Consider the following 22,304-nt stretch of genomic DNA (forward strand, 5'->3'; position numbering starts at 1 on the left):
ACACCCGAAGGCAAAGCCCTCTACAACCAGCGCAGCCACATCGCCGAAACCCCGTTCGGCCACGCCAAACACAACCTCGGATTCAAACGCTTCACATCCCGCCGAACAACCAGAGCCACAGCCGAATTCAGCTTCCACGCGCTCGTGCACAACCTGTTCAAAGCCATCACCACCGGCGCACTGACCCCAGCGACTGCATAACCCGCCAGCCCCCACCGGGCACGACGACGAACACACACCCGCACCATCGACACCAGCCCATCACACCCCGCCCCGAATTGCGCAACAGCCCGGATCCCTCGACGTAACGCTCAAGAATGGACACTGGGTGCGGGGAGTCCATGTATCACGTCCTCTAATGTTGACCCGTGACCGAAACCATCGCCACCGCCGACCTCGCCGACGAAATCGGACCCGAAATCCGCAGCTGTGATACGCAATTTCGCCAGTTCGGCGGCCGCGCCACCTTTGCCGGGCGGATCACCACCATTCGCTGCTTCCAGGACAACTTGCTGGTCAAACAGACGTTGAGCGAACCGGGCGACGGCGGCGTACTGGTGGTCGACGGCGGCGGCAGCATCCACACTGCGCTGGTCGGCGACATCATTGCCGGCCGCGGAGTGAGCAATGGTTGGTCCGGCGTGATTATCAACGGCGCAGTGCGGGATTCGGCGATTCTGCAGACCTTGGACATCGGCATCAAGGCGCTCGGCACGAACCCCCGCAAGAGCACCCAAACCGGTTCGGGTGAGAAGAACGTCCCTGTCGAGATCGGCGGCGTGACTTTCAATCCTGGAGACATCGTGTACAGCGACCCCGACGGCGTGGTGGTCCGGGCGGAGGGCTAGGCGCCCGGACCGTTCCAGCGTCCTAGCTGGCGGGCGGCATCAAGACGGTATCGACGAGGTACACGGTGGCGTTCGCGGTCTTCACTCCGCCGCAGATCACCGACGCGTTGTTGACCTTGAGGTCGTCGCCGGAACCGGTGACGTTGACGCTGGCGCCTTCGACCGTCTTGTGTTCACCGTCGATCTGACTGGGCGAGAGCTGACCCGGAACCACGTGGTAGGTGAGGATTTTGGTCAGCAGCGCCGAATCCGTCTTCAGCTTGTCCATGGTCGCTGCGTCGATCTTCTTGAACGCATCGTCGACGGGGGCGAACACGGTGAACTGGCCGCCATTGAGGGTGTCCACCAGGTTCACTTGTGGATTGACCTTGCCGGACAACGCCGCCACCAGCGTGGTGAGCAGCGGGTTGTGCGAGGCGGCGGTGGCCACCGGGTCTTGGGCCATGCCGTTGACTGATCCAGGGCCGCTGGGGTTGTTGGCGGCGTAGTCCTTGCAGCCGGGACCCACCAGATCTGCGGCCGGGCTGGCCGCAGCCGACGATGCGGCTGGCATCGAGGACGGCGTCGAACTGGAATTGTCGTTGCTGGAACAGCCAGCGACGCTCAGCACCGCCAGCGCTGCGATGCCGATCAGAGTGCTGCCGCGATGTAAACGCATGAGGTTGCGCTCCTTGGGTTTTCGGGATGGGGAGGTAGGTGCAGGCCATGCAGGTGTGACGTCGGGGAGTGATTCGGCGCGACCGCGCGTACGGATGGCCGCGAAGTTCTCAGCCGACCGTAATCACCCGCGACGCCCATCCGCTTGCACCATCTGGGAACGGGGCCGCACGCTTGGACGTCTGCACCGTGCCCGTGCCATCGGTGGCGCGAACCCGCAACGTGTGCGTTCCTGGCCGGGCGTCCCAGCTCCACTTCCATTGCCGCCAGGTGTCAGTCGAGTACTCCTGCGCCAGCTCCGCAGGCCGCCACGGCTCGTCGTCCACCTGCACCTCAACCGCGCGAATTCCGCGATGCTGCGCCCAGGCCACACCCGCGACGGTGACCCGACCGGGTGCGACGGTCGCGAACGCGGCCGGGACGTCGATCCGTGATGCAATCTTGATCGGCCCCTTCGCGGCCCAACCCCGACTGGTCCAGTAGGCGTTCGCACGGTCGAACCGGGTCAGTTCTAGATCGACGACCCACTTGGTCGCCGATACGTAGCCGTACAGCCCAGGCACCACGAGTCGTGCCGGATAGCCATGTTCCAGCGGCAGCGGCTCGCCGTTCATCCCCACTGCCAGCATCGCGTCGCGACCGTCCAACACGGCCTCGACCGGTGTCCCGGCCGTGAAGCCGTCGCTGCTGCGCGACAGCAACATGTCGGCGTCCGGCCGTACACCCGCGTCGTGCAGCAAGTCCGCCAACGGGTACCCGGTCCACACGGCGTTGCCGGCCAAGTCGCCGCCGACCTCATTGGAGACGCAGGTCAAGGTGATCATCCGGGCGATCGCGCGGTGTCGGCGCAGATCGTCGAATGTCAGCCGCAATTCCCGGTCGACCAGTCCGTGGATACGTAGCTGCCAGTCGTCCGCTGTCACGGCCGGTATTTGCAACGCGGTGTCGACGCGATAGAACGCGTCGTTGCTCGTCTGGAAGCTGGTAATTCCGGGCACGGACAACCGTGCACCCGGCGGTACCTGTCGTGCGGTTGCGCTGGGCACGGCGAATCGTCGCCGGTCAGCGGCGAGATCCCGCGCTGTTTTCCCGACGTAGCGCGCGCCGGCTGTTGCCGCCACGGCGACCGTCACTGCCGCCGCAGACAGTCCAAGGAAGCGGCGGCGCGAGAGCCCGGCGGTTGCGGGTTCGGCCTGACCCGCGGCCGCAGTCAGGATCCGTAATGTGCCGATACCCGCCATAACGCCGAGCGCTGTCGGGGCGACGAACCACCCCGTGGCCGCCGGGCGCATCAGCGCTGCGACGGCGACAGCGATGCCGAGAACAGCCAACATGGCACTGCCCGCCGGGCGACGCCGCTCCACGAGACCGACCACCGCGCTCAAAACGGCCGCGCCGACTCCGAGGCAGCAGTACAGCACGAGCTTGTCTTTGCTGCCGAAGCGCCCGATGATCCCTTCCCGCACCCCCTGCGGAGTCCGGTCTATGACGGTCGCACCGAGGACATAAAACGGCGCCGAGGCGGGATCTATCAGCGCCGCCACCAACTGCCCCACGCCGAGTACCACCGCACCGGCCGCTAGTCCGGCGATGACACCGGCCGCCCGGCTTCGAACCTGTGCCGCCATCGAATGCTCCTCACTGATACTGTGACAGAGGGGAGTTCGGTGCGGTGGGTGCGCCAGATTGAGCATCGGCGAGTTATAGGTCGTGGTGCGGGCCAAGGCCATCAGCCCGGACCCGCGCCACTCGCCCGAAGACCTATTTGACGGTGGTGATGCCCACCGTCGGCAGGAAGAAGCAGGAACTGGCACCGTTCTGGACGGTCCCGAAGATCGCCGCAAGCACCGTGCCCGAGCCGGTCTGCACCGGAACCGCCCGCACACCGCCGAGCGGCACCACCGAGTTCAGGAAGTTGCTGATCGCCCCGGCGACCACAGGCTGCAGCTCGGCCGGAATCCCACCCGGCACAGCACTCTTGGCCACATCGCCCAGCGTGCCCATCGGCACGAAACCGCCCTGGAATGTGTTGACGTTGAACCACGCGACCTGCATGCCTGAGGTATCGGCGCCGTCCTTCGCGATGCCGCCGGGCACGAAGGCAAACAGGGTTTGCCCCGAGGAGACGGCGTTCAGCGGCTGGCCCAGTACCTGCATGTTCGGCCACGGCCCGGGCACCGCGCCCGCGACGGCCGGCGCGAGACCCAACGGCGAGCCGCCGGAACAGAACGGTGCGGCAGTCGGGTACAGGAACGGGTTGATGCCCATCGCCTGCAAGGCCTTGACCGCCGTTTGATAAGCGCCCATCAGGTCCGTGGGCGACGCCGCAGACGTCGATGGGACGTCGCCGAGTGCGTTCTTCTTGCCGATAGCGTCGATGGCTTCGGCGGCCTGCAGGCTCAAGCTGTCACCACCGTTGCTGGTCAGCGTGCTGATTGCGGCGGCCAACGGCGAGGGATTCGGCGTGTCAGCCGACGCCAGGCCCGGCAGCGCGATCGCGACGCTTGTTGCCAGCGCAACGGCGTAGGCGGTCAACCGGGTCTTCCTCGACGTGAGCATTCGCACTCCTGACAGCGCTCGATGTTGCTGATGTGACATCTGTGATTGCTGTCAAGTGTGGCGATTCTTGGTGCAGCCACGCAAATTGGCCGCGCTTGTCGTTACGGAACCGGAACGAACGCCCAGCGATCAGCCGCCAACCTCGACGGACGTCCCGCTCACCGTGACGACGTCACCTCGCTGCAACTGGTGGCCCCGCCTGGTCTCCACCGCACCGTTGACCCGCACATTGCCGCTGGTTATCACGGCCTTTGCCGCCGCTCCGCTGTCGATCAGATTGGCCAGCTTGAGAAATTGCCCCAATCGAATCGAATCACCGGAGATCGGGATTATTTCGCGAGCCATGACCTCATCATTGTCAGGAACCGGCGCTAACGTCTAGGACGTGAACTCCAGCCAACCAGGCGTCCGGGCGCGCGTCGTCAAAAGCGACGAGCCCAAACCGAGCATCGTCGACGCCCCGACCGAACCCGCTGCCGCAGAAGTGGACCAACAGAGAACATCGAAGCCCACCAAGCCGAGCACCCGGCGCTGGTCCAACCTCACGCAGTTCCCGCACATCGCGGGCTCGATCATGGGTATCTACGCGGTCGTTTGCCTGCTGTGGAGCCTCTCGCCCGGTCTGCGTTACCTCACCCGGGTGCCGCGCGAGTTCATCGACAACTACTACTTCGACGCTCCCGACACCAGCCTGGCGTGGGCGCTGGTCCTCGTCCTGCTGGCTGGCGCATTGTCGAGCCGCAAACGCATCGCCTGGTGGCTGCTGACCATCTACCTGGCGCTGTTGGCCTTGGTCAACGCCTTGGAAATGGTCACCGAACACAACGTAAATGCCGGCATAGCCCTCGCTGTGCACTTGCTGGTGATCGGCCTGCTGGTACTGGCCCGCGGCGAGTTCTACACCAGGGTTCGTCCCGGCGCGGGCTGGAAAGCGCTGGGCGTGTTGGTCGTCGGCCTGGCCATCGGCTCGCTGCTCGGCTGGGGACTGGTCGAATTGTTCCCCGGCACCCTGCCGTCGGGGCAACGCGTCTTCTGGGCACTCAACCGCGTCACCGCCCTGTCGTTCATCGAGAACGAGCAATTCGACGGCCGCACGCATGGTTTCGTGAACTTCTTGCTCGGCCTGTTCGGCGCTACCGCGCTGCTGGCCGCGGTGATCACCCTCTTCAGGTCGCAGCGTTCAACCAACGCGCTGACCGGAACCGACGAGTCAGCCATTCGCGGTCTGCTGGAACGATCCGACGTCGAAGACTCGCTGGGTTACTTCGCAACTCGACGCGACAAGGCCGTTGTCTTCGCGCCCAGCGGCAAGGCGGCGGTGACCTACCGAGTCGAGCTCGGGGTGTGTCTGGCCAGCGCCGACCCCATCGGACTTCGCGAGGCCTGGCCGCACGCGGTGGAAGCCTGGCTGGCGCTGACCAAGAAATACGGTTGGGCACCGGCGGTCATGGGCGCCAGCAAGCTCGGCGCGCAGGTCTATCAGCGTGCCGGGCTGACCGTCTTGCAACTCGGTGACGAGGCCATCCTTTATCCGCGCGAGTTCAACCTCAACGGCGCGGAAATGAAGCCGGTGCGCCAAGCCGTCAACCGGCTGCGCAAGCAGAACTTCTCGATCCGCGTTCGCCGCCACCGCGACCTCAGCAAGGAGGAAATGGCGACCGTCATCGGCCGCGCCGACGCCTGGCGCGACACCGAAACGGAGCGTGGCTTCTCGATGGCACTCGGCCGCCTCGGCGACAGCCTGGACGGTGACTGCCTGCTCGTCGAGTGCCTGGCGAACACTCCCGACGGCGAGCGGGTGCTGGGCATGCTGTCGTTCGTGCCCTGGGGGCGCACCGGAATATCGCTCGATCTGATGCGCCGCGATCCGAAGGGGCCCAACGGCGTCATGGAGTTCATGGTGTCGGAGTTGGCGCTTTCAGCCGGCGACATCGGCATCAACAAGATCTCGCTGAACTTCGCCGTGTTCCGCTCGGTGTTCGAAGAGGGCGGCCGCATCGGCGCCGGCCCGATCCTGCGGATGTGGCGCAGCATCCTGCTGTTCTTCTCGCGCTGGTGGCAGCTCGAGGCGCTGTACCGGTCAAACGTGAAGTACCAGCCGACATGGGTACCGCGCTATATCTGCTTCGAGGACAATCGCGAGCTGCCGCGGGTCGGTATCGCTTCCGGAATTGCCGAGGGCTTTATCCCCCGCTTCGAAAGCGACGGTGCGACCAAGCACACCGGCACCCACAACGCCGTGCCAGCCGACCTCCCCGCCGTCAAGCTGCTGCATGCCGACGGCAGTGCACCAGATCTGCCGCCGCTGCCGCAGGCGGCGCGTGGCCCACGCCGGCCGGAGCAGGTCCGGGTCCGGCTGAGCAAACTGGACAAACTCGCCGCGGCCGGCGTCGACCCGTATCCCGTTGCGTACCCGCCGACGCACTCGGTGGCTGAAGCGTGCCAGGCGCCCGTCGGCACGCGAGTGCGGTTGGCCGGGCGCATCCTGCGCATCCGCGGCTACGGCGGCGTGGTCTTCGCCCTGCTGCGGGACTGGTCCGGCGACATTCAGTTGCTCATCGAAAGGGAGGCGGTCGGCGCAGAGAAGTGCGCTGCCTTCACCGACACCTTCGACCTCGGTGATCTCATCGAGATCAGCGGCACCATCGGTCGCAGCAAGTCCGGTGAGCTGTCCCTCCTCGCCACCGATTGGCGGATGACCGGCAAGTGCCTGCACCCGCTGCCGGACAAGTGGAAAGGCCTGTCGGATCCGGAAACTCGGGTGCGGCAGCGCTATGTCGACATTGCGATCCGTCCCGATGCCCGCAAGCTGCTGGTGGCCCGCAGCGCGGTGGTGAAGTCGCTGCGCGACACGCTCGCGGCCCGATCCTTCATCGAGGTGGAAACGCCGATTCTGCAGCAGGTACACGGCGGAGCCAACGCGGCACCGTTCCACACCCACATCAATGCCTACGATCTCGACCTGTACCTGCGCATCGCGCCCGAGCTGTACCTCAAGCGGCTGTGTGTGGCCGGCATGGAGAAGGTGTACGAGATCGGTCGGGTATTCCGCAACGAGGGAGTCGATTTCAAGCACAACCCCGAATTCACCATCCTCGAGGCGTATGAAGCACACAGCGACTACGAACGGATGATGGTGCTGTGTCGAGAGCTGATCCAGGCTGCAGCCGTGGCCGCGCACGGTCGTGCGGTGATCATGCGGCCGAGCCAGGACGGCCAGCTGGTCGAGGTCGACATCTCCGGCGAATGGCCGGTCAAACCCGTACACGAAGCGATCTCGGAAAAGCTCGGCGTCGAGGTGACGCCGGAGACGCCGCTGGCCGAACTGCGCAGGCTCTGCGACGCGAACGAGATTGCCTACCAATCCACGTGGGATGCGGGCGAGGTGGTGCAGGAACTTTACGAGCACCTGGTCGAGGCTGTCACCGAGTTGCCTACCTTTTACACCAACTTCCCAACCTCGGTGTCGCCGCTGACCCGACCGCACCCGACCATTCCCGGCGTCGCCGCGAAGTGGGATCTGGTGGCGTGGGGCATGGAGCTGGGCACTGCCTACAGCGAGTTGACCGATCCCGTCGACCAGCGCCAGCGGCTCACCGAACAATCGCTGCGCGCCGCCGGTGGCGACGCCGAGGCCATGGAGCTCGACGAGGACTTCTTGCGCGCGCTCGAACACGCGATGCCGCCCACCGGCGGTCTCGGCATGGGTGTGGACCGGATCGTCATGCTGATCACCGGCGGCAGCATCCGCGACAGCCTGGCATTCCCGCTTGCCAAGCCGCGCTAGCCGGTCGTTGACCCTGCGGTTATCGCGGTCGCTGCTGGCTCGAAAACCGCCCGGTCACGGAATTCGGCGCCCGGAAACTTTGAGCAACAGTTGCTGCGCCGGAGCCCTGAACGGCTCGCCTTCGCCGTACGACCAGTCCATATCGGTCGCTTCCAACCGGACGCCGGTGAGGTCGACGCCGAAGAACTTCAGCTGCCGTTGACCGAGGCCACCGAGCACCACGGCCAACCGTTCGGGCGGCACCTTGCGACCCAGGCCCAGCGCCTCGGTGACGTCGAGGCCGTGGATCACATCGTGGGAAAGGGCGCCGGCGAACCCGCCGCCCGGCGGCCGCCACGGGTGCTCGGCATTGGCATCGAGCAGCGCCACCAGTTCTTCGGACGTGTACTGCCCGGCGTCGCGCCGGGCGGTTCGGTCAGCCATCCGGTTGAAGTTGCCGCGGTCGCGCACCATCTCGAGCGCGAACCTGGGCATGGACATGCGGTACTGCATCGTGATGTGGGCGAGGACCTCCCGCGGGCGCCAACCGGCGCACAGTGTGGGCGCTTCCCACTGCTGCGGACTCAACGCCGAGAAGACTTCGGCGAGTTCGCGGCGCTCCGCCGCGATGTATTCCCGTGTCTGCGCCTCGGCCATATCCGACATATCTCCAGACGATAGCGCGCGTGTGCGACGCTGTTTGGCGTGCAGCTGATCCTGATTCGCCACGCCCTGCCGTTGCGCGTGGACAACGCGGCCGACGGCGCCGATCCAGCGCTGGCTCCCCTGGGACTGCAGCAGGCCAGCCGTGTCGGGCCGGCCCTTGCCCGGCACCGCGTGACACGCGTCGTCAGCAGTCCGCAGCTACGCGCTCGTCAGACCGCCGAACCGGTCGCCGCCGAACTAGGGTTGCCCGTGGATGTCGTCGACGGGCTAGCCGAATACGACGTGCACGCCCACGCCTACATCCCCATCGAGGTGGCCAAGGACGAATTCCCAGAGGCCTACGCGCGCATCAAAAGTGGCCAACTGCCCGCGGCCATCGATGCCGGGCAGTTCGTCGAGCGGGTCGTCGACGCGGTCAATGACCTCGTCGCCGAGACCGACCACCTCGACACGGTAGTCGGCTTCACCCACGGCGGGGTGATCAACACCTACATCCAGAATGTGCTCGGTAATCGGGACCCGCTAGCGTTCCCGATCGACTACTGCTCGGTGACTCGACTGCTGTTCTCCCGCAACGGAAGACGGACCGTCGCGGCGGTCAACGAAACGGCCCACGTGTGGGATTTGCTACCCCGCAACGCTCGGCGAAGCGAGTGAGGATCGCAGCGAAGCGAGGAGATGTAGCAACGGTGAGGACCCGCAGCGAAGCGAGGACCGGAGCCGGTGCGGAATCGACCAATCAGCGCTGGACCGGAGCGAGCGGGAGCCGAGCCGTCAGCACTGCCCTGCGGCGCGACTAACCCCTACTCTCGCGGACCGGATTGCTCCGGCGGATACCGCCCGATCGGCCCGGTCTGCGCGTCGTACGGCAACGGTTCGCCTTCCTCGCCTCGCTCAGCGGTGGGGTCGTACGGGAACGGATCGAACATGGACCGCGCTTCTTGTTGTGGCGCTTGGTGTCTGGCGTCGCCAGCGCGCGGCTCCGGAACCGGCTGGTGCGGTTGACGCTCGGTGAAGTCGTGGCGCGGACCGAACGACTCAGCGGGCACCGCCGCGGGTTCGGCCGCCGCCCGTGATTCGGGTCCCGCGCCGAACAGGTCGAACGATTCTGCCTGCGGGGCGGGCCTATTGGGCTCGGGAATGTGCGCGCCGGACGACTCCTGCTGCCCTTCACGCCCGGGATAGCCCTCGCCCCAATCGGTTCCGCTCAATCGCCGCGTCGGCTCGCTGTCATCCCCGCCGACGAAGGGCAATTCTTCGTCGTGCACTTCGACTGTCTTGCGACGCAACAGCAGTGCGAGGCCAAGCCCAATGAGCAGGCCTAGCACGAATGCAATGACGATCCAGACCCAGATCTGGCCGAATAGGTAACCCATGTGGGACGCCTTCCTACAGAACGACTATCTCGACGCGGCGGTTGGCCGCTAGCCCGGCGGCGGTGTTGTTCGGGGCGATCGGTCGGCTGGTGCCGAAGCCCAGGGCGGTCATCCGGTTCGGGTCGATACCCATCGAAGCAAGTCGATCCTTGACCGCAACGGCGCGTTGCTCGCTCAAGGACTTTGCTTCGCTCTCCGAGCCACCGGTGTCGGCGACAAAACCGTCGACCTCGATCCGCGCGGCGGGCGTGGCACGCAGGATGTCAGCGACTCGTTGCACCGCCGCGTTGCCCGATGCGGTGAGCGTCGCGGTATCGGGTTGGAAGCTGATGGCACCGCCGGCTATCGCGTCGTTGATCTGCTTTTGCAGGGCGGCCTTGTCATAGCCGGCCGCTGGTGGGGGCGGCGGCGGGGTGGCGGGCGGCGCAGGTGCGGCGGCCGCGGGCTTCGACGGCGCGGGCGCTTGGCCCGCAGTGACCGCAAGCTGGTTGTCCACCGTGGAGTCGGGCAGGACTTGGTGGATCTTGTCCGCGATGGTTGCCTTCTCCTGGTCGGATCCCACCGTGCCGGTCAGGGTCATCGTGTTCGCGCCGATGCGGATGCTGCGATCACCTGGCCCGGACATGGCGGCCACGATCTCGCCGATCGGCCCAGCACCCGCTGTCGGCGCCGCGTCCGGGGAAACAGCGAGTCGATCGACTACCTCGCGTCCAGACGCATTGTGCTGCGCCGCCGCAACGAGGGCGTCGCGCTCGGCCTGGTCGGGCACCGCGCCGATGAGCAGAATTTGGTTGCCAGTGAGAGCGATATCGACAGGCGCCGCCTTGGTCCCGGTTTGGACCTGCGCGTTCCGGACACCGTCCACGTGCGCCACGGCATCGACGGCCGCGGCGGCCCGGCCCCGCGGCACGTTCGTGATCGTCGCGTCCCGCCCGTCGAAGCTCACCTGCCCTTGCGGGAAGCCGGCCGCGGCCAGCGCCTGCTTGCTCTTGTCGGTCAGCTGTGACTCGACGTGGTCACGAACGCCTATCGGCGAAAAGGTGGCAAGAGCTGCAAGAATCAGCGGCACGATGATGGCGGCGAGCAGCAGCGGCAACCAGAGCATCCGCGAGGAGTAGCGCGTGATCGTCGTTCGCCGGCGCGCCGGCTCCCGCGGTTCCGGCGCCGCCGGATCCGGCCCTGCATTGGTCATCGTCACCATCCTGGCTCGAGCTTGCTTCTCGACTAGTAGCATCCGGCGGCGACACGCACAGCAGAATCGGCGCGATCCGTGTCGAGATCACAACCTCGCCCGCGGCCGTCAGGCGACCCGAATCAACCAGTTGTGCAGGTAGGTAGTTGCCGACTCGCCGTACGAATCCACCACAAACGCGTTGTAATCCTGATGGACCTGTGACCGGTAGAACGCTTCCAATTGCCGTCCGCGCTGTTGATTCGCCTGGTCCGTCAATTGGTTCTGCAGCACCGGAATCCCACCGCTGGCTTGCAAATCGCCATAGATCGCGTTCGCTTCCAACTGGTAGCGCCAGATCTGGGCTGGGTTGGGATCGGAGGTCTGGGCGAGGAATCCGGCGAACCGCATCACAAAGTCATCCCGTGCGGTCGAGCAGTACAGGTCGCCGGGCGCGCAGAAGGTCTTGACTACACCGCTGAGAAAGCCGAACCCGCCGATCCGCGGCCCGCCCGCACCGGCGCCACCGACCGGCGGACCCACCAGCACATCGGCGGGCGAGCGACGCGGATCGGAGACCAAACCTACGGCGGCAACCCGATTCGGCAGCACCGGACCGAGCCCGGAACCCAACTCGGCTGCGAGATCCCCGGCCGCGTCGGCCCCCTGGCTGTAGCCGATCACCGCCATCTTGGTGTTCGCACAGCGCTGGGCCATCGCGGCGATCATGCCGCTCGCATTGTCGGTCGCTTCCCGCTTGGAACGGCCGTAAATCTCACCTTCCCACGGGAAAGCGGTCGCCGCGTAGTTGACGTAGCCGACTTCGATGTTCGGCGGCAGCCCGTTGGTGGCCCAGGTCAACATTCCCGGTTTCGACGGCCCCCGGTCCGAGGTCTCCCACGTGCCCGGAATCGCCACCACATACAAACTGGGGCAACCCGGTTGCGCCTGCGCGGACGCGGCGCCTACAACGAGTCCCGTGGTCATCAAAAGCAGGGCCAGCACAGCCCCCGCTAACGACTTTGGTCGCATCCGCCCTCCAGGTGCGTAAATCCCTGCACGAATAACCAACCAGCCGACGCTTAGTGCCCGTATTGATACCTGTTTATGAACGCGCGATAGCCAAACGTTACCGAGATCTCGCGTCGGCAACATAACGATATAGTGGCTCGCCGACAGAACGTCGGACCGCCACGGCGGCAGGTTATTTCGCTATCTCATTTACCGCTGCGGCGCGGCAGTGGGCACGATCGGAGCCGGCAAGGCGGTCACACCTTCGAGGTATGAGTCCACCGCTGCCGCGCACGCCCGGCCTTCCGCGATGGCCCACACGATCAGCGACTGGCCGCGACCCATGTCACCCGCGACGAACACGCCGTCGACCGTTGTGCGCCAATCATTGTCGCGCTGGACGTTGCCGCGGTCGGTGTACTCGACGCCCAGACTGTCGAGCAGGCCCGGCTTCTCCGGTCCGACGAAGCCCATGGCCAACAACACCAGATCGGCGTCGAGGGTGAAATCGGAGCCCTCGACCTTCTCGAAGCGGCCGTTGACCATCTTTACCTCATGCGCTTCGAGCCCGGTGACGTGGCCGTCCTCGCCGACGAAACGCTCGGTGTTCACCGAGAACACCCGCTCGCCGCCCTCCTCGTGGGCCGAGGACACCCGGTACATGAGCGGGTAGGTCGGCCACGGGGTGGATTCGTGACGCTGTTCCGGTGGCCGCGGCATGATCTCGAACTGGTGCACGCTTACCGCGCCCTGCCGATGGGCGGTGCCCAGGCAGTCGGCACCGGTGTCACCGCCGCCGATGATCACCACGCGCTTACCGTGCGCGTGAATCGGTGGCAGGCCGTTCTCGTCGGTGACGTTGTCGCCTTCCTGCACGCGGTTGGCCCAGGGCAGGTACTCCATCGCCTGGTGAATGCCGTCCAGTTCCCGGCCCGGGATCTTCAGGTCGCGCGCCTCGGTCGCACCACCGGCGAGCACAACCGCGTCGAATTCCTCGCGTAGTTGCGCAGCCGTGATGTCGACACCTACATTCACGCCGGTGCGGAACACCGTGCCCTCGGCCTTCATCTGCGCCAACCGACGCTCGATGTGGCGCTTTTCCATCTTGAACTCGGGGATGCCGTAGCGCAGCAGTCCGCCGATGCGGTCTGCACGCTCGAAGACGGTCACCGTGTGGCCGGCGCGCGTCAACTGCTGCGCGGCCGCCAGACCCGCGGGACCCGAACCGACAACTGCCACCTTCTTGCCGGTCAACCGCGTCGGGTACACCGGTTGCACCCAGCCCTCATCGAAGGCGCGGTCGATGATCTCGACCTCGACCTGCTTGATGGTCACCGGATCCTGGTTGATCCCCAGCACGCAGGATGCCTCGCACGGCGCCGGGCACAGCCGACCGGTGAAGTCCGGAAAGTTGTTGGTCGCGTGCAACCGTTCGATCGCCTCGCGCCAGTTGTCCCGGTAGACCAGGTCGTTCCACTCCGGAATCAGATTGCCGAGCGGGCAACCGTTGTGGCAGAACGGGATACCGCAGTCCATGCAACGACTGGCCTGGTCACGCAGCGTATCGGTGGCGAAGTCTTCGTAGACCTCTTTCCAGTCCAGCAAACGCAGCGGGACGGGCCGGCGAACCGGCAACTCACGCGACGCGTGCTTCAGAAATCCGCTCGGGTCACCCACGTGCCGCCTCCATGATTGCTTCGTCCACGTTCCGGCCCGTCTTCTCCGCGTCCGAAATCGCCAGCAGAACCTTCTTGTAATCGCGCGGCATCACCTTGACGAAATGGTTCACCTGCTGCGACCAGTCGCTCAGAATGCGGTCGGCCACAACGGAACCGGTCTCGTCACGGTGCCGGGTGATGATCGACTTGAGCCAGCTGTAGTCCTCGCTCTGCAAATCCTCGAGGTCCACCAACTCGGTGTTGAGGTTCGCCTCGAACGTCCGGTCCGCATTGAACACGTAGGCCACGCCGCCGGACATGCCAGCGCCGAAGTTGCGCCCCGTCGAGCCCAGCACCACAACCTTGCCGCCGGTCATGTACTCGCAGCCGTGGTCGCCCACGCCCTCGACTACCGCCGTGACACCCGAGTTGCGGACGCAGAACCGCTCGCCCACCACACCACGGATGAACATCTCACCGTTGGTGGCGCCGAAGCCGATTACGTTGCCCGCGATGATGTTCTGCTCCGCGACGAAGTCTGCGGGCGCGTCGAGCGGCGGGCGCAGCACGATGTGTCCGCCCGAAAGCCCCTTGCCCACATAGTCGTTCGCGTCACCGAACACCCGCAGCGTGATACCGGCCGGCACGAAGGCACCGAAGCTGTTACCGGCGGACCCAGTGAACGTGATGTCGATGGTGTCGTCCGGCAGTCCGGTACCGCCATAGAGCTTGGTCACCTCGTGACCGAGCATCGTGCCGACGGTGCGGTTGACGTTGGTGATCTTTGTTTCGAACTTCACCGGCTGACCGCGGTCGAGCGCGTCGCGGCTTTGCACGATCAACTGCTGGTCCAGCGCCTTGTCCAGGCCGTGGTCCTGCACGCCGGTGCAGTAGCGGTCCTGGCTCATGAACGCGGTTTCCGGGTCGTCCAGGATCGGCGACAGGTCGAGCTTGGACGCCTTCCAGGTCTCCTTCGCCTTGGTGGTGTCGAGCAGCTGCACCTGGCCGATCGCCTCGTTCAAGGTGCGGAAACCGAGCTGTGCCAACAGTTCTCGCACCTCCTCGGCGATGAACAGGAAGAAGTTCTCGACGAACTCCGGCTTGCCGGTAAACCGCTTGCGCAGCACCGGGTTCTGGGTCGCCACGCCCACCGGGCAGGTGTCGAGGTGGCACACGCGCATCATGATGCAACCCGAAACCACCAGCGGCGCAGTGGCAAAGCCGTACTCCTCGGCGCCGAGCAGTGCGGCGATCATGACGTCGCGGCCCGTCTTCATCTGGCCGTCCACCTGCACGACGATGCGGTCGCGCAGGCCGTTGAGGAGCAGCGTCTGCTGCGTCTCGGCCAGGCCGAGTTCCCACGGTCCGCCCGCGTGCTTCAGCGAGGTCAGCGGCGACGCGCCGGTGCCGCCATCGTGCCCGGAGATGAGCACCACGTCGGCGTGCGCCTTGGAAACACCGGCGGCAACAGTGCCGACACCGGGCTCCGCGACAAGTTTCACGTGAATCCGAGCAGCCGGGTTCGCGTTCTTCAGGTCGTGAATCAGCTGCGCCAGGTCCTCGATCGAGTAGATGTCGTGGTGCGGCGGCGGCGAGATGAGGCCGACACCCGGCGTCGAGTGTCGCACCTCGGCCACCCACGGGTACACCTTGTGCGCCGGCAGCTGACCGCCCTCGCCGGGCTTGGCACCCTGGGCCATCTTGATCTGGATGTCGGTGCAGTTGGTCAGGTAGTGCGCGGTCACCCCGAAGCGACCCGAAGCCACCTGCTTGATCGCGCTGCGCCGCCAGTCACCGTTCTCGTCCGGCTCGAAACGCAGCGGGTTCTCGCCGCCCTCACCGGAGTTCGACCGGCCACCCAGGCGGTTCATGGCAATCGCGAGCGTCTCGTGCGCCTCCGCCGAGATGGAGCCGTAGCTCATCGCACCGGTGGAGAACCGCTTGACGATCTCCGATGCGGGCTCGACCTCCTCGATCGGGATGGGCTTGCGGTCTTCGGTCTTGAACCGGAACAACCCACGCAGCGACGCCAAGCGCTCCGACTGATCGTCGACGAGCTTGGTGTACTCCTTGAAGATCTTGTACTGGCCCGTGCGCGTCGCGTGCTGCAGCTTGAACACCGTGTCCGGATTGAACAGGTGGTACTCGCCCTCGCGGCGCCACTGGTATTCGCCACCGATCTCGAGCTCGCGGTGCGCGCGCTCCTGTCGGTTCTCGAGGTACGCGGTCGCGTGGCGCTTCGCCACATCCGCGGCGATCTCGTCGAGACCAATACCGCCGAGATGCGAGCGCAGCCCGGTGAAGTACTCGTCCACCAACTCCTGGGACAGGCCGAGCACCTGGAACAGCTGCGCGCCCGTGTAGGAGGCCAGGGTCGAGATGCCCATCTTGGACATCACCTTGAGCACGCCCTTGCCGGCGGCCTTGATGTAGTTCTTGACCGCGGTGTCGTAGTCCACACCGCTCAGCTGGCCGCGCTCCAACATGTCCTCGATCGACTCAAAGGCCATGTACGGGTTCACCGCCGCGGCGCCGAAGCCGACCAGCGTGGCCATGTGGTGCACTTCGCGGGCGTCGCCAGCCTCGATGATCAGGCCGACCTTGGTACGCGTGCGCTCCCGGACCAGGTGGTGATGTACCGCCGCAGTCAGCAGCAGCGACGGAATCGGCGCCAGCTTCTCGTTCGACTCCCGGTCGGACAGGATGACGATCCGCGCGCCGCCCTCGATGGCGGCGCTCACCTGAGCCTGCACCGCCTGCAGGGCATCCCGCAGACCCGCGCCGCCCTCGGCGACCGGGTACAGGCCGCGAACCACCACCGACCGGAGCGCGCCCTGCTCTCCGTCATCGTTGATGTGGATCAGCTTGGCCAGGTCGTCGTTGTGCAGGATCGGCTGCGACACCACAATCTGCTTGCACGACTCTGGGCCCGGGTTGAGCAGGTCGCTCTCGGGACCGACCGTGCCGCCGAGGCTGGTCACCACCTCTTCGCGAATGGCGTCGAGCGGCGGGTTGGTGACCTGCGCGAACAGCTGCTGGAAGTAGTCGAACAGCAGCCGTGAGCGGGCCGACAAAACGGCAATGGGGGTGTCGGTACCCATCGAACCAATTGCCTCGGCGCCGGTCTTAGCCATGGGCGACACCAGGATGTTCAGTTCTTCGGTCGTGTAGCCGAAGATCTGCTGCCGAATGAGCACCCTGTCGTGCGTCATGTGCACGTGCGGCCGGTCCGGCAGCTCGTCGAGGTGCAACAGGCCCCGGTCCAGCCACTCCTGATAGGGATGCTCGGCGGCGAGCTGGGCCTTGATCTCGGCGTCGTCGACGATGCGGCCTTGCGCGGTGTCGACGAGGAACATCCGACCCGGCTGCAGGCGGATCTTCTTGACCACCTTGGACGGATCGATGTCGAGGACACCGACCTCCGAGGCCATCACCACAAGGCCGTCGTCGGTGACCCAGATCCGGCTCGGGCGCAGGCCATTACGGTCGAGGACCGCGCCCACGACCGTGCCATCGGTGAAGGTGACCGACGCCGGGCCGTCCCACGGCTCCATCAGCGTCGAGTGGTAGCGGTAGAAGGCGCGGCGGGCCGGGTCCATGCTCTCGTGGCGCTCCCACGCCTCGGGAATCATCATGAGCACGGCGTGCGGGAGGCTGCGGCCGCCAAGGTGCAGCAATTCCAGCACCTCGTCGAAGCGGGCGGTGTCGCTGGCACCCGGAGTACAGACCGGGAAGATCTTTTCCAGCTTGCCTTCGCCGAACACGTTGGACTCGATGAGCGCCTCGCGGGCGCGCATCCAGTTCTCGTTGCCGGTGACCGTGTTGATTTCACCGTTGTGGGCGACGCGGCGGAACGGGTGCGCCAGCGGCCACGACGGGAAGGTGTTGGTGGAAAAGCGCGAGTGCACCAGCCCGAGCGCACTCTCGAGGCGCTCGTCCTGCAGGTCGAGGTAGAAGCCTTTGAGCTGCGGCGTGGTGAGCATGCCCTTGTAGACGAACGTCTTGCCAGACAGGCTCGGGAAGTAAACGGACTCCCGGCCGGTGGAACCGCGGCCGGCGCCATCAGTGCCCAGTTCGTGTTCGGCGCGCTTGCGGATCACGTAGGCGCGGCGTTCGAGCTCCATGCCCGTCAACGGCGCGCGCGATCCGGAGCGGGAGCCGATGAACACCTGACGGAACGTCGGCATCGCGTCCCGGGCGAGGGCGCCCAGCGAGGAATCGTCGACCGGCACCTCGCGCCAGCCGATGACCTCCATGCCTTCTTCTTTGACGATCTGCTCGACGCCGATCGCGGCCTTGGCGGCCTCGGCGCGAGCCTGCGGCAGGAATGCGACGCCGGTGACGTAAGAGCCTTCGGGCGGCAGTTCGAAGTCGACGACGGCACGGAAGAACTTGTCCGGAACCTGGATCAGGATTCCCGCGCCGTCACCGGTGTTCGGCTCGGCTCCGGCAGCGCCGCGATGTTCGAGGTTGACCAGGGCGGTGATCGCCTTGTCGACGATGTCGCGGCTGCGGCGACCATGCATGTCCACGACGAATGCCACGCCACAGGCGTCGTGCTCGTACGCGGGGTCATAGAGGCCTTGCGGACCGGGTACCCGGTGGCCTGGAAGCTGCTTCATGCCCTTCATGCCTCTTCCCTCATCAACTGCCTTTACATCAGCGGCCTTCGGTTAGCGGGTTGGTGCCCTGCCAAGACGACTGCCAATCTTCTCGATTTCCAGCAACTTTGCTGGCCTGGCCACGACGAGCGTGGTCACCGACACGCGCACGCGTCCTGCGGCGTCTGTGCGGGCCTGCCGTTAGGCTAGGACTCCGACGCGCCGAAGCTTCGCGTGCTCAACAACGTCGCTTTCGACAACGCCGTTTCATCAACATTGTGTGCCGAACGCCGCCGAGGAGCATCAGTGCAGGACTCGCGAGAAGTCCGGCCGGTGCAACCCCTACGTTCGGCATAAGAAGAAACGATAAGTCAGAACTGGGTGTCAGTACCAACTCAGGGCTTGCTCATTAGGTGGTCTAGCTGGGCTTCTCGGCGTAGTTTCGCCGCTCATCGACTCGTCGCCAGTGTAGCTGAACGTCGCCGTATGCAGACATCGTGGCTGCAGCTGGTGACCCGCCGTTCAGGGCCGAATTGGCGATTGTGAAACTAAGCACAAGTCGTCAGTAAAGATTCGCGCAGCACGTCGGCGATCTGTCACGCTGGGACTTCCGCTGGAAGGACAGGTCGAGATTTATGGGTGTACACAGCAAGTCGTCTGGCCCGCAAACCGTCCGATCCACGATCGGCGACACCCTGGTCTGGCTGGGGGGCGGGCATGCTGACGAGGAGAATACAAGGCATGAACATGCCGCCTACCAAGTGGGCGGCGTCGTGGTGCTGCTCGGTGGACTACTCGCCTGGCTCGTCGCGACCTTAGCCATCGCGAGCGCGACGTCGTGGTCAGTGTGGGCGATCCTGCCCTGCACGCTGCTCGTCGGTCTGGTCGCCGCCACCGTGTCCCGCGCGATCGCGAGCGGTTCCCAAATCCGCTGGTATGACTACGTGGCTCGGGGTGTTGTCGCGCTCTTCCTGGGCGCCGTTCTCGGTGAGCTCGCCTCGATCGCTCTGTTCTCCGGCTCCATCAACCAGGCGTTGAACGATCAGGCGGCGCATCAGGTCGCCGACAATCCTGCCGTCACCCGCGCTTCCTCGGCGCTCGATCAGCTTCGTGCCGACCGCGCGCGCCTCGACAACGACGTGCGCGACGCTCGTCAGCACCGCGACGACGCGTTGGTGGTAGCGCGCTGCGAATTCAACCCGAATCCGGCCTGCCCGCCGCAGAAGATCACCGGCGTCCCCGGCGCCGGTCCGGAAACCAAGACTGCCAACGAACTGCTGGCCAGCGCGCAGCAGGAGTTCGACGTTGCCGCGGCCACCCGCGATCGTGAGGCGCCTGGTCTCGACAAGGAAATCCAGGACGCCGAGACGACGCTGGCGCAAGCGCAGGCTGCCGCTCCCGCCCAGGTCGACCGCGGCCTCGCAGCGCGTTGGACGGCGATGCACAACTACACGATCCACAACGCGGGCGCGCTGATCTTTCGACTGCTGACCACCGCGTTCTTCGCGCTACTGAGTCTGCTTCCGTTGCTGCTCAAGCTGTGGCGCGGCGAAACCGGGCTGGACCGACGGACCGCGGCGGAGTTGGCCCGCACCCGAGCGGAGCTCGACGCCGACACCGCGATCGCCATCAAGCGCGCCGAGGTGCGGGTTGAGGCAGAGACACTGTGGGCCGACCAGAAACTCGCGTCGGCGCGGTATGCGATCGAGGCGCAGACCACGATCGACCGTGAGAACGAGCGGCAGCGGGCAATCGGCGCCGCGCCGGGCATTCGGCACCGCACGAGCGATCCGCTTCGGCTGGATCGGTCGGAGCCGGCCGTAGGGTTCGACGAGCCGGTGGTGGAAGCCGAGGTCGAGGATCCGCCGATCGCGCGCGATGTCGCCGCGGCCACCGGGCTCAACGATTCCGCGCCCAGCCAGCCCGAAAGCAGGAACTTGCCGGTGCCGGCGAAATCAGCCGAGGTCGCTCCGCGCCGTGGCGGTCCGCTCGGTGTGCTGCCGGCCGCGATGCAGGTCAGCAACCCGCTGCCGGATCTCACCAAGGCGGTCGGCGGATTTGTCCGCCCGTTCGTGCCACCGGTGATCTCGAAGACTTTCGAGCGTGGCAACAACACGGTTCGCACCGCGCGCTCGGTGATCGAGGAGTTCGATGAAGTTCGGTTCTCGTTCACTCGCCGCCGCAAGGTGGTCGAGGAGCACAAGGTCGATGAGCCTGCGCGGCCGCAGGAGCCGCTCGCGCCTGCAGATCCGGCCGAGCTCGGCCGGTCGTGGATCGACTCGACCCGCGTCGAAACGCCTCAGTACCACCATCAGATCAACCGGTCCTGGTCGTCGGACCCGATCGATGCGCCGTTCGAAGATCTGACTCCGGGCCTGATCGGCCGGGTCGGCGAGCCGGAATTGACGGAGGCCAAGGGGCCGCGTCAGTTGCCGCCAGGCAACTGACCGATAAGCACAAGTAGCTGCCGCCAGGCAACTGACGGGTAGGCAGAGTAGTTGCCGCCAGGCAGCGGACGATTGGAAACAACTGGCCGCAACGAGCGGTCTCAGCTGCGGCCAGTGTGACCAAATTGTAACCCACAAAGTGGTTTAAAAGGAAACATCTCTGCTAGGGATTCTTCGGTCATTTCACCCAAAGTCGTTCGTTGACGTGTCTAACGCCGATCCGACCGGTAGCCTCACTCGCGGGGGTCAGCCGTCAGCGTACGACGATGTATTGGTGGGGAATGAGTTTTATGGGGGAACGGCGATTCGTTGTCGGTCTGTTGGTGCTTTTGTTCGCGCTCGCGACCGCCCTTACGGGACAGGCGCGCGCCAAGGCACAGCCAGTCATGCCGGCGGCCGATCCGGATGCGTGGTATCTGGCGCCCGCGGACATCGGCAACTACAAACCCGGTGACGTCATTCGATTCCGGCAAATGCCGTGGAATCTGTACTTTCCCACCAGCGAGGTGTGGGAGATTCTGTTCCGGACCAACGATTCCGAGGGCAAGCCGATCGCGGCTAATACCACCTTCATACTGCCGCCGAATCACGCACCGGACGGCCCGCTGGTGTCGTATCAGCACATCATCAATGCGCTCGGACAGAAGTGCAAACTCATCTCGGAGTTGTACGCGACCGACCTGACCACGCAGATTCGGGAAGCACCCGGGCTCAACATCGCGCTCTTGCGCGGTTGGGCGGTCGCGCTGCCTGACCATCTTGGGCCCCGAATGGCCTACGGCGCCGCAAAGCTCGGCGGACAGATCACTCTCGACGGCATTCGTGCGGTGCAGAAGCTCCCGCAGTTGAAGGTGATGCACAGCCCGATCGGCATGGCCGGCTACTCCGGCGGCGGAATGGCCACCGCGTGGGCTGCGGCACTCGCGCCGACATATGCGCCGGAGTTGAACATCATCGGCGCAGTCGAGGGCGGCGTGCCGATGAACCTGGTCACCATGGCGAAGGTGCTCGGGCCGAACCGGCATGTCGCGTTCGGTCTGGCCCTGGCGGCGGCGATCGGGCTGGAGCGCGAATACCCGGACAAGGTCGACCTGACCGATCAGCTCAACGGCACTGGTCGCTTCCTGGAAGACCGGGTGGCCAACGAGTGCACCAACCTGATCATGTTCTGGGGTCTGTTCCACTCAGCGCCGGAACTCACCGACAATCGCGACTTCATGGACAACCCGGCGGCGTGGGAGGTGCTGCGGGAGAACAGCCTGGAGTTCTACTCGGGTGTGCCAAAAGCACCAATTTTCGAGTGGCACAGCCCAATTGACGGACTCATTCCGGTCGACGCGATCGACAACACGCTGCATCGCTACTGTCGGGACGGCGTGCGCGTCGAGTCGATCCTGACGCCGACGCCGGACCATCTATCTGCCGCGGTGCTCGGTTTCCCGGCCGCGCTGGACTGGATGGAGGCCCGGTTCCGCGGCGAACCGGCTCCGAGCAACTGCGCGACGCTTTAAGGTCGAAGCTCGTTATTCGGAATCATTGGTCGG

Annotated in this window: 16 protein-coding genes; 6 read left to right on the forward strand and 10 right to left on the reverse strand. The window is 65.6% G+C overall.

Annotated elements, in window-relative coordinates:
- Together FOS14_RS12450 and rraA are read left to right on the forward strand one after the other, a co-directional pair.
- The coding region (locus FOS14_RS12450) for a transposase (protein ID WP_185981746.1) at positions 1-201 on the forward strand (201 nt) is incomplete at its 5' end.
- Between the two features lie 167 nt (positions 202-368).
- On the forward strand, positions 369-848 hold the full coding sequence (gene rraA, locus FOS14_RS12455) for a ribonuclease E activity regulator RraA (protein WP_143771015.1): 480 nt from the start codon (positions 369-371) through the stop codon (positions 846-848).
- A 22-nt stretch (positions 849-870) separates the two neighbouring features.
- On the opposite strand, the gene FOS14_RS12460 is transcribed toward rraA, so the two are convergent.
- The 4 genes from FOS14_RS12460 to FOS14_RS12475 form a co-directional block, all read right to left on the reverse strand.
- Complete coding sequence (locus tag FOS14_RS12460) at positions 871-1,506, reverse strand: fasciclin domain-containing protein (protein ID WP_143771017.1); 636 nt, start codon at positions 1,504-1,506, stop codon at positions 871-873.
- 109 nt (positions 1,507-1,615) lie between these two features.
- Entirely contained in the window at positions 1,616-3,133 is a 1,518-nt protein-coding gene (locus FOS14_RS12465) for a molybdopterin-dependent oxidoreductase (RefSeq protein ID WP_143771019.1), read from the reverse strand.
- 133 nt (positions 3,134-3,266) lie between these two features.
- A complete protein-coding gene (locus FOS14_RS12470; RefSeq protein ID WP_143771021.1) occupies positions 3,267-4,064 on the reverse strand; it encodes a hypothetical protein in 798 nt (265 codons plus the stop codon).
- 129 nt (positions 4,065-4,193) lie between these two features.
- Entirely contained in the window at positions 4,194-4,409 is a 216-nt protein-coding gene (locus tag FOS14_RS12475; RefSeq protein ID WP_143771022.1) for an RNA-binding S4 domain-containing protein, read from the reverse strand.
- A gap of 229 nt (positions 4,410-4,638) precedes the next feature.
- On the opposite strand from FOS14_RS12475, the gene lysX reads away from it, so the two are divergent.
- A complete protein-coding gene (gene lysX / locus FOS14_RS12480) occupies positions 4,639-7,851 on the forward strand; it encodes a bifunctional lysylphosphatidylglycerol synthetase/lysine--tRNA ligase LysX (RefSeq protein WP_370512230.1) in 3,213 nt (1,070 codons plus the stop codon).
- Positions 7,852-7,905: 54 nt separating this feature from the next.
- On the opposite strand, the gene FOS14_RS12485 is transcribed toward lysX, so the two are convergent.
- Positions 7,906-8,487, reverse strand: coding sequence for a maleylpyruvate isomerase family mycothiol-dependent enzyme (locus tag FOS14_RS12485; protein WP_143771287.1), 582 nt, complete (start codon positions 8,485-8,487; stop codon positions 7,906-7,908).
- A 48-nt stretch (positions 8,488-8,535) separates the two neighbouring features.
- Between FOS14_RS12485 and FOS14_RS12490 the strand changes: the two genes are divergently transcribed.
- A complete protein-coding gene (locus tag FOS14_RS12490; protein ID WP_143771024.1) occupies positions 8,536-9,153 on the forward strand; it encodes a histidine phosphatase family protein in 618 nt (205 codons plus the stop codon).
- Between the two features lie 146 nt (positions 9,154-9,299).
- Here FOS14_RS12490 and FOS14_RS12495 read toward each other — a convergent pair whose 3' ends face one another.
- The 5 genes from FOS14_RS12495 to gltB form a co-directional block, all read right to left on the reverse strand.
- Positions 9,300-9,872 carry a hypothetical protein gene (locus FOS14_RS12495; protein ID WP_143771026.1) on the reverse strand — a complete coding sequence of 191 codons (573 nt, stop codon included), beginning with the start codon at positions 9,870-9,872 and terminating at the stop codon, positions 9,300-9,302.
- Positions 9,873-9,885: 13 nt separating this feature from the next.
- Positions 9,886-11,064, reverse strand: a complete 1,179-nt coding sequence (locus FOS14_RS12500) for an OmpA family protein (RefSeq protein WP_185981747.1) — start codon at positions 11,062-11,064, stop codon at positions 9,886-9,888.
- 108 nt (positions 11,065-11,172) lie between these two features.
- Positions 11,173-12,075, reverse strand: coding sequence for a cutinase family protein (locus FOS14_RS12505; protein WP_143771030.1), 903 nt, complete (start codon positions 12,073-12,075; stop codon positions 11,173-11,175).
- Between the two features lie 189 nt (positions 12,076-12,264).
- Complete coding sequence (locus FOS14_RS12510; protein WP_143771032.1) at positions 12,265-13,731, reverse strand: glutamate synthase subunit beta; 1,467 nt, start codon at positions 13,729-13,731, stop codon at positions 12,265-12,267.
- The gene (gene gltB / locus FOS14_RS12515; RefSeq protein ID WP_143771033.1) at positions 13,724-18,334 is read right to left on the reverse strand and encodes a glutamate synthase large subunit; all 4,611 of its coding nucleotides are present in this window, start codon (positions 18,332-18,334) and stop codon (positions 13,724-13,726) included. Before gltB ends, FOS14_RS12510 begins: the two co-directional genes overlap by 8 nt.
- Positions 18,335-18,948: 614 nt before the next feature.
- On the opposite strand from gltB, the gene FOS14_RS12520 reads away from it, so the two are divergent.
- Together FOS14_RS12520 and FOS14_RS12525 are read left to right on the forward strand one after the other, a co-directional pair.
- Positions 18,949-20,760, forward strand: coding sequence for a DUF4407 domain-containing protein (locus tag FOS14_RS12520; RefSeq protein WP_143771035.1), 1,812 nt, complete (start codon positions 18,949-18,951; stop codon positions 20,758-20,760).
- A 281-nt stretch (positions 20,761-21,041) separates the two neighbouring features.
- Positions 21,042-22,271, forward strand: coding sequence for a lipase family protein (locus FOS14_RS12525; protein WP_370512224.1), 1,230 nt, complete (start codon positions 21,042-21,044; stop codon positions 22,269-22,271).
- The last annotated feature ends 33 nt before the right edge of the window (positions 22,272-22,304 follow it).

The organism is Skermania sp. ID1734, from assembly GCF_007489285.1.
Lineage (GTDB): Bacteria > Actinomycetota > Actinomycetes > Mycobacteriales > Mycobacteriaceae > ID1734.